Raw genomic sequence first — 16416 nt, forward strand, 5'->3', positions numbered from 1 at the left:
AAAGCGTTCGACAAGGCTCTGTAGCGCCGTCCAGATCGAAAAACAGGCTGCGTGTACGGGCACTCCTACCATGCTCCGCTATCAGAAAAAAGACGGAACACGGGCGCCACCGCCTTCAAGATCGGCGCGCCCCGCGTGGGTCGACAGCGTCCAAAGCTTTCAGATTGCTTAGAACTTCAAGGGATGGTGTGTTTACACGCAATACGCACGGATATACCACGGCGGCGCGAGTATTTTTTGAAAGCCTCTAATTTCCAAGGCGCGAGCATCATGTCCCGGTCGCGAATTGTCGGTTGGACGTCCCTCGTCGCGGTGATCGCTGTGATGGGCGGCTACGCGCTGTGGCACCACGGTACGGGAAAGCACAACGAGCCTACCAGAAACGCTGCACAGGTTCCGCCGGTTCCGGTCAGGATCGCAACCGTACGCAAAGGTGATTTCCCGATCTATCTGACCGGACTTGGAACCGTGCAGGGATTCAACACCGTCGTGGTCCGCACGCGTGTCGATGGTCAGATCGACCGGATCGCCTTCAAGGAGGGCGAGCTGGTCGAAAAGAACGACCTGCTCGCCCTGGTCGATCCGCGGCCGTACCGGGCCGCGCTCGACCAGGCCAAGGCCAAGAAAGCGCAAGATGAAGCCAATCTGGCCAACGCCGAACTCGACCTGCAGCGCTATACCAAGCTCGGCGAATTCGCGACGCGGAAGCAGACCGACACTCAGCGTTCGGTGGTGCAGCAGCTCAACGCACAGATCGCTGCGGACGAAGCCGCGATTGCCAATGCACAGACCCAACTTGACTACACCGGCATCCGTGCGCCGATTGCGGGCGTCACCGGTTTCCGTCTTGTCGATCGGGGCAACATCGTCAATGCCTCAACCCAGACCGGCATCGTCACCATCGCGCAGATCGAGCCGATCGCCGTGATTTTTACCGCGCCGGAAGATCAACTGCCGCAAATCAAGGATGCCATCGCGGCCGGTTCGCCGAAGACGGTCGCGTACTCACCCGACGGCAAGAGGATGCTTTCCGAGGGAACGCTGACGCTAATTAACAATCAGGTCGACACCGCGAGCGGGACTATCCGCCTCAAGGCGGTTTTCGAGAACAAGGATCATATCCTGTGGCCTGGGCAATCGGTCTCGACCCGTCTGCTAGTGTCCACGACGAAGGATGCCGTCGTGGCTCCCGATGACGCGGTCAAGCATGGAACCGACGGACTTTATGCTTACGTGGTCAAGGAAGACAACAAAGCTGAGTTTCGCAAGATCAAGGTTGGCAAGTCGATCGATGGCGAAACCATCATCAAAAAAGGGCTCGCTCCAGGAGAGCGTGTTATTGTCGCCGGACAGTATCGGGTTCAACCAGGATCGGTCGTGACGGCGACAATCGCGAGCTCCGAGTCATCGGGCGACTAGGATGAACGACAGCATTTCTGCGCTGTTTATTCGCTATCCCATCGGAACATCGTTGCTGATGGCGGGCATTCTGTTTGTCGGTCTGGTAGCCTTCCCGCTGCTTCCGGTCGCGCCGTTGCCGCAGGTCGATTTCCCCACGATCCAGGTCCAGGCGAACCTGCCCGGCGCAAGCCCCGAAACCATGGCGTCGTCGGTGGCGCAGCCGCTCGAGCGGCAAATGGCGCAGATTCCCGGCATCGCGCAGATGACATCGACCAGTTCGATCGGGTCGACGTCGATCACAATCCAGTTCGATCTCAACCGCAACATCGACGGCGCGGCCAACGACATTCAGGGCGCAATCAACGCCGCCAGCGGCCAGTTGCCGAAGAACCTTCCGAGTCCGCCGACCTACCGCAAGGTCAATCCCGCCGACTCGCCCATCATGTTGCTGTCGGCAACATCCGACACCCTGCCCCTGACGACGGTGAGCGACGACACAGACGCCCAGATGGCGCAGCAGATCAGCCAGATTTCCGGCGTCGCGCAGGTCTTCGTTGGCGGCCAGCAGAAACCGGCGATCCGTATCCAGATCGATCCGGCGAAGCTCGTGGCCAAGGGCCTGTCGCTCGAGGATATCCGCAGCCAGATCACCCTGACGACTGTCAACGCCCCCAAAGGCAGCATCGACGGCGGAACGCGCAGCTACACCATCTATGCCAACGATCAGCTGACCGCGTCGAAGGATTGGAACGACGTGATCATCGCCTATCGCAATGGAGCGCCGCTGCGCGTGCGCGACATCGGCCGGGCGGTGACAGGCCCCGAGGACAACAAGCAGGCGGCGTGGGCGAACGGCAAGCGCGGCGTATTCCTCATCATTTTCAAACAACCGGGCGCCAACGTCATCGACACCGTCGACAGGATCAAAGCGGAGTTGCCCAGACTGATCGCGGCGATCCCGCCTGCGATCAAGATCAAGATCATCAGCGACCGCACCACCACCATTCGCGCCGCAATCGAAGACGTTCAGATCACCCTGCTCATCACCATCTGCCTCGTCATCATGGTGATCTTCCTTTTCTTGCGCAACTTCTGGGCGACCATCATCCCGAGCGTCACCGTTCCGCTGGCGCTGCTCGGCGCATGCGCCCTGATGTGGCCATTTGGCTATTCGCTCGACAACCTGTCGCTGATGGCGCTGACGATCTCGGTCGGCTTTGTCGTCGACGACGCTATCGTCGTGCTGGAAAACATCAGCCGCTATATCGAACAGGGCGAAAAGCCGATGGCGGCGGCGTTGAAAGGCGCGGGCGAGATCGGCTTCACCATCATGTCGATCAGCATTTCGCTGATTGCCGTGCTGATTCCGCTGCTGCTGATGGGCGGCATCATCGGGCGGCTGTTCCGTGAGTTCGCGGTGACGCTGGCAATGGCGATTTTCGTGTCGCTCGTCGTATCGCTGACGCTGACCCCAATGATGGCGTCGCGTTTCCTGCGCAGTCATGACAGCGTGAAGCACGGTCGGCTCTACCAACTCAGCGAGCGCGGTTTCGATGCGCTGCTCAACGCCTATCGCCGCGGTCTCGATCTCGTGCTGCGCTGGCGACGCACCACGCTTCTCGTGTTCTTCGTGACGCTCGGCCTCTCGATCTACCTGTTCGTGATCATCCCGAAGGGGTTTTTCCCGCAGCAGGACAACGGCATGATCCTCGGCACCTCCGAGGCCGCGCAGGACATCTCGTTCGCGGAAATGAAGAAAAAGCAGGAGGAGCTCGGCGGGATCGTGTTGGCCGATCCGGCCGTGCACAGCATCGCCATGTTCATCGGCGGCGGCGGCAGCGCACTCAACAACGGCCGCATGTACGTCACGCTGAAGCCGCGGGAGGAGCGCGATGCGTCGGCGCAGCAAGTGATCGAGCGGCTACGGCCGAAGCTCGAGCAGGTGGAAGGCGCGCGACAGTTTCTTCAGGCCTCGCAGGACGTCCGGCTCGGCGGCCGCGCGACCCGCACCCAATTCGAATATACGCTTCAGGACGCCGATCTCGACGAGCTGAATACCTGGGCGCCGAAGGTTCTGAAGAAGCTGCAGACGCTGCCGCAGCTGCGCGATGTCGCCACCGACCAACAGACCAACGGCACCACGCTAACGCTCACAATCGACCGCGACGCGGCGTCCCGCTACGGCGTCACGCCGCAGCTCATCGACGATACGCTCTACGACGCCTTCGGACAGCGGCAGGTCGCGCAATACTTCACGCAGCTCAACACCTATCGCGTGATTCTCGAAATCCTTCCCGACTTGCAGGGCAAGGTCGACACGCTGGACAAGATCTACGTCAAGTCGCCGCTCACCGGCGAACAGGTCCCGCTGGCGGTTTTCGCCAAGTGGACGACGGTGCCAGTGCGGCCACTGTCGATCAGCCATCAGGGCCAGTTCCCCGCCATCACCATCAGCTTCAACCTCGCGCAAGGCGTGGCGCTGGGACAAGCAACCGACGCGATACAGAATGCAATGCAAGAACTCGGTACGCCCGCCACCCTCAACGGCAGCTTCCAGGGCACCGCGCAGGCGTTTCAGCAGTCGCTCGGCACCGTTCCGCTGCTCATCCTGGCCGCGCTCATCGTCGTATATTTGATCCTTGGCATTCTCTACGAAAGCTACATCCATCCGATCACGATCCTGTCGACGCTGCCGTCGGCGGGTGTCGGCGCGCTCGCGACGCTGATGCTGTTCGGCTACGACTTCAGCCTGATCGCACTGATCGGGATCATCCTGCTGATCGGCATCGTCAAGAAAAACGGCATCATGATGGTTGACTTCGCGATCGCGGCCGAGCGCGAGGAGCATTTGTCACCGGAAGAGTCCATCCGCAAGGCCGCCCTGCTCCGCTTCCGGCCCATCATGATGACGACCATGGCCGCGATGCTCGGCGGCGTGCCGCTGATGTTGGGCACCGGAGCTGGATCGGAGATTCGTCAGCCGCTCGGTTATGCGATGGTCGGCGGGCTTCTGGTCAGTCAGGCGTTGACGCTTTTCACCACGCCGGTCGTCTATCTCTATCTTGACCAGTTCTCCAACTGGCTGTCCCGCTGGAGCCGTGGCGGTCGTAACCTGTCGAGCCACAACTCGATCAAGGAAGCGGCCGAATAGCGCGCGGGCCATGGCCGCAACCCCGTGCCGGCCGACCGAAATCCATTCCGGCTCCGGGCCGCCCACTTGCCGAGAGTTGGCCTTGCCGGATCGAGACCCCACATTCCTAGTCTTAAGATCGGCCGCTCAGTCTTCCGGTAACTCAGTTCGCTTTTGCTCGAAAACAGCCCGGTTTATCGCCATGAACCCCTGTTCAATGCAGGATCGTCCAATATCCAGCCAACGCTTATCCGTCTCTGGCGATGCCCCGTATCGATCAAGCAATCTGAGAAGACGTTCTTCGATTTTACGATGATCCTTGACCCGTAAGATTCCGAGCTTTTCTCGATCTCTGCAAGGTTTAGCCTTGGTTACGCGCTTTGACATCAAGTTACCCTTTGGACGAAAATAAACACTCTATCCCGCCAAAGCTTGACCAAAGATCGGCAGACCCCATCCCCTTGCGCGGTGTTATTTGGGTGATCGAGTTTCGATAAATCAGCGTTCACTATGTTGTCCCAACAAAAAACCGCCCGCGGATTTCTCCGGAGCGGTGGATGCATAATTTCCCTGTACGCGTCTGTCTTGATGTCTGTCAGACAGTCAAGCTCCAGCCGCTAGGTGCAGGCGTGTGACGCGTGATGCGTTAGCGAAGGGCGGCGGCGAGAATATCAAATACGCCAAGCCGGGAACGAGCGATATGCTGCCGCAAAGAGTTTGGTAGAGAAAGAGAGCCGTCAGCGCCCGAAAGGGCCGTGCGGCTCAAGCTCATCTGTGCAGCTGAAAGTGAACCGCGGCATGCTGCTCTTGCCACTGAGGCATCGCATGGCCGCTGCGCCCGTTCGTGAGATACACGAGGCTGGCCATCAGTACGACGACCGCGCATGCCATAGCCCAACCGGCCGGGCTGTTGTTCAGTCTCTTCGGAAAATTGTTGTCATTCGTAATTAGCATGTGCGCTCCATAGCGGCCTTTATTTTACCAGCTAACCTTGACTGTCTGTTACCAGTCCGAAGGCGGGCGATCACAGGCACGTGATAGCCTCTAGAAGAAGAGCTGGGATCTCGTCGCCTTTCCGCTAAAGCCGGCAAACGCATAACAGGAGTTCGAATTCCTGTGCAGTGCAAAATCGGCATACCTGCAATACGATGTCGACATGATGGCCCCGAAATCGTGACATTTGCGAGTCGATGAAATGGCGGTGCGCCCCGATCGGCTCGACCGTCCTCGCGAGGATTCACGAACACGCGCTGGCTAAAGCCGATCGAGCGCTTTCGGGATGATCTCTACCTATACTCGCCGAAGGGTCCGCCATACACGCCTGACCCCGACGACGACGCCCCTCCGACGATTCACGGCCTGCGTAGCACCGGCATCTGGCGCGCGCCGAGCAAGGCTACGAGGTCGACCAGATCGCCAACGACATCGGCATGTCACGGCAGAACGTCGAGCACTACATACACTTCCGCGATCAGATGAAGGTCGCTGCTGACGGTCAGAAACGGCTGTAATTAATCGTAAATAGAGAGCCCATCTTAAGGGTGTCCCTACCCCTCTCGTGCTGTGGTAAGAGTGGCGTCTCTTTCCGCCCTATGGGCTAGACCACGAACATTGAGGCGGCTATATCACGCGAGCAAATAGCCGGGCTTACAAAACTTTTGAGCGACATTGCAAAACTTTCCGAAAAAAGAAAGTTAAAACAATCGCTTAATTGGGGAATGGTGTAACGGTAGCACAACAGACTCTGACTCTGTTTGTCTAGGTTCGAATCCTAGTTCCCCAGCCAGTTACCCCAACCAGGATTGAATCGCGTTCGTCGGGGCGCGATGGCTCCGAGCGGCACAGATCGATCCGCGCGGCTAGGATGTGCCCGCGCTCCCTGGAATTCTATCGGCACCGCCTTCAGGTAAACGAATCTTTAAGCCCCAGGGCGCCGCCTGCCGCCCTCACTGCCGAATTTTGCAATAAAAACAGCAAGAAGAAAAACAGGTTGCGCCCAATTGAGACAGTCGCCGCGCATGGCAGATCTAGGGACGTGATCGATACCTTCGGCTTAACAGATTTTTGCAATAACCCGTGCGAGCATTGAAGCTGCAGCAGCACACGACACAAGAAATGTGATCAGAAAAATGCTTCATTCGACTACCGCAAGCTCCTTCGGACGTGTCATTTCCGTACGGGGATCACAGGCGCGCGTGGGTATTTTGAGGACCGGCCGCATGTCGCCGGCAGCGACCCGCGCGACCGTCGGCCGGTTCGTCAGCCTGCGCAGCATGACCTCCACGATCGTTGCGATGATTACGGAGGTCTCCTGCGAGAATCTGCCCTCTGATGAGTTCATGGCAAGCGCCTCGGTCGATCTGCTTGGCGAAATCCTTGACAGCTCCGGTCCCCGCCCGCGTTTCCAGCGCGGCGTCACCAACTATCCGGCGATCGATGATCTAGCGGACCTGATCACCAATCAGGAGCTCCGGACCATTTACGCGCCCAACGGAGCGGATCAGATCGATGTCGGTACGTTGCAGCAAGATCAATCCGTCAAAGCCTTTGTCGACGTCGAAGAAATGCTCAGCAAGCACTTCGCCGTACTTGGCTCGACCGGCGTCGGCAAGTCGAGCGGCGTTTCGCTGCTCATCAACGAGATCGTGAGATCGCGCCCCGATCTCCGCATCTTCCTGCTCGACGTACACAATGAGTACGGCCGCTGTTTCGGCGATCACGCCCTCGTGCTGAACCCGCGCAATCTGAAATTGCCGTTCTGGCTGTTCAACTTCGAGGAAATCGTCGACGTTCTGTTTGGAGGCCGACCCGGCGTGCCGGAGGAGCTCGATGTCCTTGCGGAGGTGATCCCGATTGCGAAGGGAATCTATACGCAATATCAGCACGCAGATCGTGCCAGCCTCAAACGTATCGATCCCAAGAGCGTCGGCTTCACGGCCGACACGCCGGTGCCTTATCGACTGGTCGACATGATGTCGCTGATCGACGAGCGCATGGGCAGACTGGAAAACCGCTCGTCGCGTATCGTCTACCACAAGCTGATCTCACGCATCGAAACCGTGCGCAACGATCCCCGCTACGCCTTCATGTTCGATAACGCCAACGTCGGCGGCGACACCATGGCCGAGGTTGTCAGCCTGCTGTTCCGTCTGCCTGCCAACGGCAAGCAAATGACGATCATGCAGCTTGCCGGCTTTCCCGCCGAGGTTGTCGACTCCGTGGTGTCGGTTCTCTGCCGCATGGCGTTTGACTTCGGTCTATGGAGCGACGGCGTCTCGCCGCTGCTGTTCGTTTGCGAGGAAGCGCACCGCTATGCGTCGGCCGACCGAAGTATCGGCTTCGGCCCCACGCGCAAGGCGATCTCCCGTATCGCCAAGGAAGGCCGCAAATACGGCGTTTATCTTGGTCTGGTCACGCAGCGCCCGGCCGAACTCGACGCCACCATCATTTCCCAGTGCAACACGCTATTCACGATGCGTCTTGCCAACGACCGCGACCAGTCGCTCTTGCGTTCGGCGGTCTCGGATGCGGCTGCTAACCTGCTCTCGTTCGTGCCGTCGCTCGGAACCCGCGAGGTGCTGGCTTTCGGCGAAGGCGTCGCGCTTCCCACCCGGCTGCGCTTCAAAGAAGTCCCGGCGCACCAGTTGCCCCGCAGCGAAGCCAAGATCTCGACGGTGCCGTCGGCCAGTCGCGGCCAGGATATGCAGTTCGTGGATGCCGTTCTGGAGCGCTGGCGCGGCGCGACCTCGCATCGCGATGCGCCCCATGATCCCGCCCCCATGGCGCCCATGGAACGACCCGCGTTACGCCCGCTGGACGCGCCGATGCTGCAGCCGTCTCTTAGCCTCGATCCCGACCGCTTCTCGTTACTGAAAAGGCCGTTGCGATAGAACGTGTAGCGACATCGCCGCCTCTTCGCGACGCCGTCACCAACATGCACCCGAACGACGGGCTTTTTCTGATGGGAGGTTGCCCAAACAGGAGCAGCCAGCGGCTACAACGCGACAGCGGGAGCGTCTGGTTCCTTGATTTTCAGCCGCGGCCAAGACGACTTTCTGTGTCAGGATCGGGCGCGACGTGATAAATGTATAGGAGCTTGTGGACCAAGCACCGATGAGAAAACAGCGGCCCAAGGTGTCGGAGGAAGAGCACGTGGTGCTCCAGTTCCGGCCGCGTGGGCGTGCGGGATTGCCGAGGCACCGCCCCCCGGCGGGGAATGCCGCAGATGCCCGCTCGCCAGACAAGGCTGACGATGCGTCGCCGCGTCGACCTTCTCGCGACCAACCCGACGACTTCAGCCAGCGGATGCTGGCAAACGCGGCCGCAATGGCTTTCACGATTGCCTTGATCGCCATCGGACTGTGGTTGGCCAAGAACATCGCCGATCTGCGCAACATTCAGGATTGCGCCCAGATGGGGCTCCGGGGTTGTGCACACATCTCAACACCCCCACCGTAGACACGGCAACGATAGAAAACATACTGATTCGGCTATGGAATACGGCTTCATCCAATGCCCGCCACCATTGAACTCGGGACAGCGCTCCGATATATGGGCTCGGCACGAAGGACCGGACCTTGCGGGGACGGCGTCGGCGTCGTACGCCTATGTGGCGTACCTACTCTTCAATGTATCAAAGGCTTAGCGATGTCTTCCACATTCGATCGGGTCGCCACCATTATTGCGGAAACCTGCGACATCCCACGCGATACGATTACGCCCGAGAGCCATGCCATTGATGATTTGGGGATCGACAGCCTGGACTTCCTCGATATTGCTTTTGCGATCGACAAGGCTTTCGGAATCAAGCTCCCGTTGGAGAAATGGACCCAGGAAGTCAACGACGGTAAGGCGACTACCGAACAATACTTCGTCCTGAAAAACCTCAGCGCGCGCATCGACGAGTTGGTCGCCGCCAAGGGCGCGTAATCACGCGGTCATGCACCTCGAATATTTCCATTTGATCGATCGCATCACCGACCTAAGGACGGAAGAGCGATCGATAACCGTCGAAGCGCAGGTTCCCCGGGAAAGCACCATCTTCGAGGGACATTTTCCGGGACACCCTCTGATGCCCGGCGTGCTTCTGATCGAGTCGATGGCGCAAGCCTCCGGCTGGCTGTTGATCGCGCTGACCAAATTCGAGCGAATGCCCTTTCTGGCCGCGGTTAAGGAAGCCAAGATGAGGACGTTCGTTACACCTGGCGAATTGTTGACGATCGAGGCCGCCGTCATTCACGAAGGCTCCGGTTTCACCATCACCAGTGCGAAAGTCAGCGTCGGCGGAAAGCCGAAATGCAATGCGACGCTGACGTTCCGTCAGGTGCCTTTTCCCAATGACGACTTGCGTGGCTACATGGAGACCATGGCCAAACGCATCGGGTTTCCGCAACAGATGTTTGCTCATGGCTGAGACAGCACCGCCTTCAGCACCGATCGAAACCTGGATAACCGGCATCGGACTCGCCACCTCGCTCGGCGAAGGCCTTGATGCTCATTGGGAGGCGTTGAGTCATCGGCGTATCAATGCCGACGAGAAGAGCTTCGCACCCTACGTCGTTCATCCGCTGGCTCCGGTCAATTTCGATACTCAGATTCCGAAAAAGGGTGACCAGCGCCAGATGGAAGCCTGGCAGCGCATCGGAACGTACGCGGCGGGACTGGCGCTCGATTCCGCCGGCGTCAAAGGCAACACGGATATACTGGCGCGGATGGACATGATCGTCGCCGCAGGCGGCGGCGAGCGTGACCTTGTCGTCGACGCCGGAATTTTGAACGCGGAAACGAAGGGCAACTTCGCGCCCGGCTATCTCAATGAACGGCTGATGAGCGACCTCCGGCCGACACTCTTCCTGGCGCAGTTGTCCAACCTTCTCGCCGGCAACATCGCCATCGTGCACGGCGTTACCGGCTCGTCGCGCACATTTATGGGCGAAGAGGCTGCCGGCGTCGATGCGGTGCGCATCGCGCTCGCACGAATTGCAGCCGGTCAAAGCGACATCGTTCTGGTCGGCGCCGCCCATAACGGCGAGCGCAAGGATATGCTGCTCCTCTACGAGTTCGGCGACTTCAACCTGAAAAACGAATACGCGCCGGTATGGGCGCGCGAGCACAACAGCGGTTTCGCGCTCGGATCAGGCGGCGCTTTTCTGGTGATTGAATCCCGCCCCCATGCCGAGGCCCGCGGCGCCAAGCCGTTTGCGCGCCTAACCAATGTCGTCGCCGATCATTCACGGCGCAAAAGCTCCGGCGACACCGCATCAACGTTGGAATCGCTGTGGTCGAAACTTGGCGGCCGCACGAATGCCACCGCGATCATCACGGGCGCCACCGGCGCCGAGCCGGTCACCTCGGAAGAGCGTGCGTTCCTCCGTGCTCATCCGGACATCCCGGTCCGCGCGACCGGAACAATGTTCGGTCACACCATGGAAGCGCAGTTTCCGCTGGGTCTCGCCATCGCCGCGCTATCGCTGTCGCGCGGCGCGTTGTTCGCACCTGCCCATCCATCGGGCGAGGAGATTGATATGTCCAGGCCGCCGACCCAGATTGTCGTGATCGGAGCCGGACACTGGCGCGGCGAAGGCATGGCGCTGGTCGAGGCGATCAGCTGAGCCGACTTAAGGATTCGACGGGGAAACCATGACCGCAATGCGCGACAAATCCGGCAGGCCCGTCGTCGTCGTCACGGGTATGGGCGTCGTGACGTCTCTCGGCTCCGGCAAAACCGACAACTGGGCCAGACTTTGCGCGGGTGAATCCGGCATCAGGACAATCACACGTTTTCCGACCGACGGCCTGAGAACCACGATGGCGGGGACCATCGATTTCGTCCCGGTCGAGCCGTTCACGTCGACCGATCTCTCGGATCGGAGCCGGACACTGGCGCGGCGAAGGCATGGCGCTGGTCGAGGCGATCAGCTGAGCCGACTTAAGGATTCGACGGGGAAACCATGACCGCAATGCGCGACAAATCCGGCAGGCCCGTCGTCGTCGTCACGGGTATGGGCGTCGTGACGTCTCTCGGCTCCGGCAAAACCGACAACTGGGCCAGACTTTGCGCGGGTGAATCCGGCATCAGGACAATCACACGTTTTCCGACCGACGGCCTGAGAACCACGATGGCGGGGACCATCGATTTCGTCCCGGTCGAGCCGTTCACGTCGACCGATCTCTCGGAACGGCTTGCGGATATCGCGACCGAAGAAGCCATCGCCCAGGCTGATATCGGCAGCGCCGGCGATTTTCCGGGCCCGCTGTTTCTCGCGGTCGCCCCGGTCGAACTCGAATGGCCGCAGCGTCACGAACTCGGCCGCCTCATCGGCTCGGATACCGAGATCGACTACGATCAAATACTGCGGGTCAGCGGCGGCGGCGCGTTCAAGCGGTATCACCGCCGCTTCCTGTTCGGCTCCGTTGCCGATCATCTCGCCGACACCTTCGGCACCAAGGGCTCGCCCATCTCGCTCTCGACGGCTTGCGCATCGGGAGCAACTGCAATTCAACTCGGGGTCGAAGCGATCCGCCGCGGCGAGGCCGAGGCAGCGCTGTGCGTCGCGACCGATGGCTCGGTCAATCCCGAAGCGCTGATCCGCTTCTCGCTGCTGTCGGCGCTGTCGACCCAGAACGATCCTCCGCAGGCCGCGGTAAGGCCGTTTTCCAAGAACCGCGACGGCTTCGTGATGGCCGAGGGCGCGGGCGCGCTGGTACTCGAAAGCTTCGAGGCGGCGACTGCCCGAGGCGCGAGAATCCTCGGCATCGTGGCGGGATGCGGCGAGCTCGCCGATTCCTTCCACCGCACGCGCTCGAGCCCCGACGGCAAACCGATCATCGGATGCGTTCGCAACGCGCTGGCAGACGCCGGCGTGACCACCGAGCAGATCGATTACATCAATGCACACGGCACCGGCACGCCCGAAAACGACAAGATGGAATATCTCGGCATCTCAAGCGTTTTCGGCGAGCGCGCCAGGCAGATCCCGGTATCGTCAAACAAATCCATGGTCGGTCATACCCTCTCGGCGGCGGGGGCCGTCGAGGCGGTGTTTTCGCTCCTGACGCTCGAGCACCAACGCATACCGCCGACCATCAACTATGACGTACCGGACCCGGCGATCCCGTTCGATGTCGTTCCCAATACAGCTCGCGATGCGCGCATTACCACCGTGATGTCGAACTCGTTCGGATTCGGTGGTCAGAACGCGTCGCTAATCCTGGCGCGCGAACCGGTGTGACGGCCAGTTCTGATGCCCCCCCTCCTCCTTCGAACCCGCGCCCGACTACGCGACGTGGTCAAACCCGTGAGTGGAGCCGCTATCGGCGCATTGACGATCGGATTGTTGCGAGCGACGCGCTATTTCGATCCGATCAAAACCGCAAATCTGTTCGGCCGGATCACGCAGAAGATCGGACCGATTCTGCGCGAACAGAAGATCGGTCGCGCTAACCTCACCGCGGCCTTTCCCGAAAAGTCATCAGACGAAATCGAGAGGATTCTGACCGGGGTATGGGACAACCTTGGCCGGATCGGCGCGGAGTTCGCTCATCTCGATCACGTCTGGGATCTTGATCCTGACCGCCTTGGAAACGGCCGCGTCGAAATCGAGCCAAAGAGCAAAAAGCTATTTGAGCGACTACGCGACGACGGCAAGCCGGCGCTGATTTTCGCAAGCCACCTCGGCAACTGGGAGCTGCCTGCGGTCGCCGCCGTCGCGCATGGGCTCAATGCGGCAATTTTGTATCGCCGGCCGAACATCGCATCGGCCGATCGCGCAATCGAACAATTGCGTTCCGTCAATATGGGGACGCTGATCCCGGCAGGTCGCGAGGCTCCGTTCAAATTAGCGCAAGCGCTGCAAAACGGTCAGCACGTCGCCATGCTGGTAGACCAGTATTTCACCAACGGCGTCGACGTCACGTTCTTCGGGCGAAAGACCAAGGCTAATCCCACGCTGGCGCGTCTCTTACGGCAGATCGAATGCCCGATCCATGGCGTGCGGATCATCCGCCTGCCGGGCCATCGCTTCCGTGCCGAATTGTCGGACGAGATTACACCGGCGCGGGATGCAAACGGGCAGATCGACGTGCAGGGAACGATGCAGGTCATCACCTCGGTGATCGAAGGCTGGATCCGCGAATACCCCGATCAATGGCTGTGGCTGCACCGCCGCTGGCGCTAGAGCATTTTCCGGCTAGGTGGAATCCGGTTAGCCGCAAGAAAGTGTCCTGCTACCACCCTGTCTTTGCGCGCGTCCAGAGTCTGTTGATCGAACGTTGCGTTGCAGGATCGCGCGAAGTGATGACGAACAGCCGTTTCATCACGGCCTTGTCCGGATAGATCGTTTTATCATTGAAGATTTTCGGATCGATAAGCTTCTGGCTGGCCAAATTGCCATTGGCGTAAGACAGGAAGTCGGAATTCTTCGCCGCGACGTCAGGCCGATAGAGATAATTGATCAATTCATAGGCTTCAGCGACGTTCTTGGCATCCATGGGAATGGCCAGATTGTCGAAGAACATCTGCGCGCCTTCTTTCGGAATCGCATAGCCGATCTCGACACCGTTATGGCTCTCCGCCGCGCGGCTTCGGGCCTGCTTGATATCGCCGGACCAACCGACGACCAGGCAGATCTCGCCAGTGGCAAGGCCGTTCAAATACTCCGAGGAATGAAATTTTCGGACATAGGGCTTGATCTTACTAACGAGAGCCGCCGCCTGTTCGAGATCGTTCTTTTTTGTCGAATTCGGATCGAGGCCCAGAAAGTTGAGCGCCGCAGGCAAGATATCATCCGCGGAATCGAGCATCTGAATGCCGCAGTCCTTGAACTTTGCGAGCTTGTTCGGATCGAAGATGATATTCCAACTATCGATCTTGCCGTCGGGTCCAAGAATGCGCTGCACCGCTTTGACGTTGTAGCCGATGCCGGTCGTACCCCACATGTAGTTCGCGGCATACCGATTGTCGGGATCGTACACTGCGAGCTTCTTCGCCACCTCCGGCCAAGCGGAGGCCAGATTCGGCAGCTTCGACTTGTCCAATTTCCGAAAGGTATTCGCGCCGATCTGACGCTGTAGGAAGTATGCCGTTGGCACCACGACATCATATCCCGACTTGCCGGCAAGGAGCCGCGTTTCGAGCGTCTCATTGGCGTCGAAGGTGTCGTAGACCACCTCGATTCCGGTTTCCTTAGTAAAGGCCTCGAGCACACCCGGCGCGATGTAGTTCGACCAATTGTAGAAATTGACGACTCGCGCGGCGGCATCGGCGCGCGGTGTCGACAACACGCCCAGGCCCAGCGCGAACGCGGCGACAACAGAAATCCATGTGTATCGATTTTGAATCATCGCTTGCATCGTCCTAAAGAGCATGCATCGCGTCGGACAAGCGCTCCAGCGCGCTGTCGAGCGTGGCATCCTTCTTTGCGAAACAGAAACGCACGACCGAGGTGATCGCATCCCGTTCATAAAACGCGGAAACCGGGATCGCCGCGACCTTATAGTCCGTCACGATACGCCTGCAGAAAGCCTGATCGGTTTCATTGAGGCCGAGCGGCGCAAGGTCCACCGTCAAAAAATAGGTTCCCTGTGAGGGCAGTACGGGAAATCCAATGTCTTCAAGACCACGAGTCAGACGGTCCCGGCGTCGCATCAGCTCGCGGCGCATCTCGAAAAAGAAATCGTCGGGCCTGGTGAGGCCGTAGGCAACCGCAGCCTGAAGATTGGGTGCCGTCGTGAAGGTGAGAAACTGATGCACCTTCGCGGTGACCCGCAGCAGCGGCGGCGCGGCGCAGACGAAGCCGATCTTCCAGCCGGTGAGCGAAAATATCTTCCCGGCCGAGCCAATCTTGATGGTGCGTTCGCGCATACCGGGAATGGTGATCAGCGGAAGATGCTCGCGGCCATCGAAAACGACGTGCTCCCAGACTTCATCGCAGATCGCGACCACATCGAACTCCTGGCAAAACCGCGCCAGCAGCTCCAGATCCTCGCGCGGATAGACCACCGCGGCCGGATTGAGCGGATTGTTGAAAAGCACCGCCTTGGTCTTGCGCGTGAAAGCGCCGCGCAGCGCATCTTCCGTGATCCGCCAGTGCGGCGGCTCCAGACGAACCAGGCGCGGAATGCCGCCGGCCTGCCTGATGATCGGGAGATAGGAGTCGTAGACCGGCTGGAAAACGATGACCTCGTCGCCAGGCTCGACCATGGCAAGAATGGCGCTGGTCAACGCTTCCGTGCCGCCAGAGGTAACCATAACCTCGGTCGCCGAATCGACCGAGAGGCCATGCCAATGGTGGTAGTGAGCGGCAATCGCCTGCCGCAACTCCGGAATTCCCATCATCGATGGATATTGATTGTAGCCGTCGAGAACGGCGTCTGCCGCCGCGCGCCGGATATCCTCCGGACCCGGATCGTCGGGGAAACCCTGCCCGAGATTGATGGCATCGTTATCACGCGCAAGCTGCGACATGGTCTCGAAAATGGTAACCGGCAGGTCGGCGAAGACCTTGTTCATCGAGAGCATCAACTCTCAGCCGCCAAGCCGCGTCGGCAATCCTGCCGCCTTCCATCCAAGAATCCCGCCAGCGAGATGCTTGTCGTAAGCAAGGCCTCCCTCCTGCGCCGCCAGCGAAGCAGTCACCGAGCGCTTGCCGGAGCGGCAGGCAAACACGACCTGCTTGCCTTGCGGGTCGGGAATCGCCGCAGGATCAAAGGCCGACAGAGCGACAACGGCCGCGTTCGGAAAGGCCTCCGCCGCGACCTCGTTCGGCTCGCGCACGTCGACCAGCAGGTAGCGGCCATCGGCAATGCCTTTCGATACCTCTTCCGGCGACAAATCGTGAACTACAAAATTCTGATCCGCCAACGCACTCTCCCTTGCGCTTTTGCAT

12 protein-coding genes, 1 tRNA gene and 1 pseudogene are annotated in these 16416 nt (G+C 59.9%); 11 read left to right on the plus strand and 3 right to left on the minus strand.

Features of this window, described 5'->3' with window-relative positions; translation table 11 throughout:
• Nucleotides 1-270: 270 nt before the first annotated feature.
• From GGQ85_RS16105 to GGQ85_RS16155, 11 genes and pseudogenes are all read left to right on the plus strand, one after another.
• Nucleotides 271-1419, plus strand: coding sequence for an efflux RND transporter periplasmic adaptor subunit (locus GGQ85_RS16105; protein ID WP_309775368.1), 1149 nt, complete (start codon nucleotides 271-273; stop codon nucleotides 1417-1419).
• 1 nt (nucleotide 1420) lies between these two features.
• Nucleotides 1421-4552, plus strand: coding sequence for a multidrug efflux RND transporter permease subunit (locus tag GGQ85_RS16110; RefSeq protein ID WP_309775369.1), 3132 nt, complete (start codon nucleotides 1421-1423; stop codon nucleotides 4550-4552).
• Nucleotides 4553-6243: 1691 nt separating this feature from the next.
• Nucleotides 6244-6317, plus strand: a tRNA-Gln gene (locus tag GGQ85_RS16115).
• A 343-nt stretch (nucleotides 6318-6660) separates the two neighbouring features.
• On the plus strand, nucleotides 6661-8421 hold the full coding sequence (locus GGQ85_RS16120; protein WP_079446305.1) for an ATP-binding protein: 1761 nt from the start codon (nucleotides 6661-6663) through the stop codon (nucleotides 8419-8421).
• A 223-nt stretch (nucleotides 8422-8644) separates the two neighbouring features.
• Complete coding sequence (locus tag GGQ85_RS16125) at nucleotides 8645-8989, plus strand: hypothetical protein (RefSeq protein ID WP_309775370.1); 345 nt, start codon at nucleotides 8645-8647, stop codon at nucleotides 8987-8989.
• 189 nt (nucleotides 8990-9178) lie between these two features.
• Nucleotides 9179-9460, plus strand: a complete 282-nt coding sequence (locus GGQ85_RS16130) for an acyl carrier protein (RefSeq protein ID WP_011510017.1) — start codon at nucleotides 9179-9181, stop codon at nucleotides 9458-9460.
• Nucleotides 9461-9470: 10 nt separating this feature from the next.
• A complete protein-coding gene (locus GGQ85_RS16135; RefSeq protein ID WP_079446285.1) occupies nucleotides 9471-9944 on the plus strand; it encodes a 3-hydroxyacyl-ACP dehydratase FabZ family protein in 474 nt (157 codons plus the stop codon).
• Nucleotides 9937-11142 carry a beta-ketoacyl-ACP synthase gene (locus GGQ85_RS16140; RefSeq protein ID WP_309775371.1) on the plus strand — a complete coding sequence of 402 codons (1206 nt, stop codon included), beginning with the start codon at nucleotides 9937-9939 and terminating at the stop codon, nucleotides 11140-11142. Before GGQ85_RS16135 ends, GGQ85_RS16140 begins: the two co-directional genes overlap by 8 nt.
• Before the next feature lie 28 nt (nucleotides 11143-11170).
• Nucleotides 11171-11416: pseudogene (locus GGQ85_RS16145) on the plus strand (beta-ketoacyl synthase N-terminal-like domain-containing protein); the annotation flags it as partial.
• Nucleotides 11417-11481: 65 nt separating this feature from the next.
• A complete protein-coding gene (locus GGQ85_RS16150) occupies nucleotides 11482-12762 on the plus strand; it encodes a beta-ketoacyl-ACP synthase (RefSeq protein WP_309775372.1) in 1281 nt (426 codons plus the stop codon).
• 12 nt (nucleotides 12763-12774) lie between these two features.
• On the plus strand, nucleotides 12775-13707 hold the full coding sequence (locus tag GGQ85_RS16155; protein ID WP_309775373.1) for a lipid A biosynthesis lauroyl acyltransferase: 933 nt from the start codon (nucleotides 12775-12777) through the stop codon (nucleotides 13705-13707).
• A 49-nt stretch (nucleotides 13708-13756) separates the two neighbouring features.
• Here GGQ85_RS16155 and GGQ85_RS16160 read toward each other — a convergent pair whose 3' ends face one another.
• From GGQ85_RS16160 to GGQ85_RS16170, 3 genes are read right to left on the minus strand one after another with little or no spacing between them, the layout of a single operon-like run.
• Complete coding sequence (locus tag GGQ85_RS16160) at nucleotides 13757-14872, minus strand: polyamine ABC transporter substrate-binding protein (protein WP_087881130.1); 1116 nt, start codon at nucleotides 14870-14872, stop codon at nucleotides 13757-13759.
• 13 nt (nucleotides 14873-14885) lie between these two features.
• On the minus strand, nucleotides 14886-16049 hold the full coding sequence (locus tag GGQ85_RS16165) for an aminotransferase (protein ID WP_309775374.1): 1164 nt from the start codon (nucleotides 16047-16049) through the stop codon (nucleotides 14886-14888).
• A gap of 6 nt (nucleotides 16050-16055) precedes the next feature.
• Entirely contained in the window at nucleotides 16056-16391 is a 336-nt protein-coding gene (locus GGQ85_RS16170; protein ID WP_309775375.1) for a rhodanese-like domain-containing protein, read from the minus strand.
• Nucleotides 16392-16416 lie beyond the last annotated feature (25 nt).

It is taken from the genome of Nitrobacter vulgaris (genome assembly GCF_031453995.1).
Classification (GTDB): Bacteria; Pseudomonadota; Alphaproteobacteria; order Rhizobiales; family Xanthobacteraceae; genus Nitrobacter; species Nitrobacter vulgaris.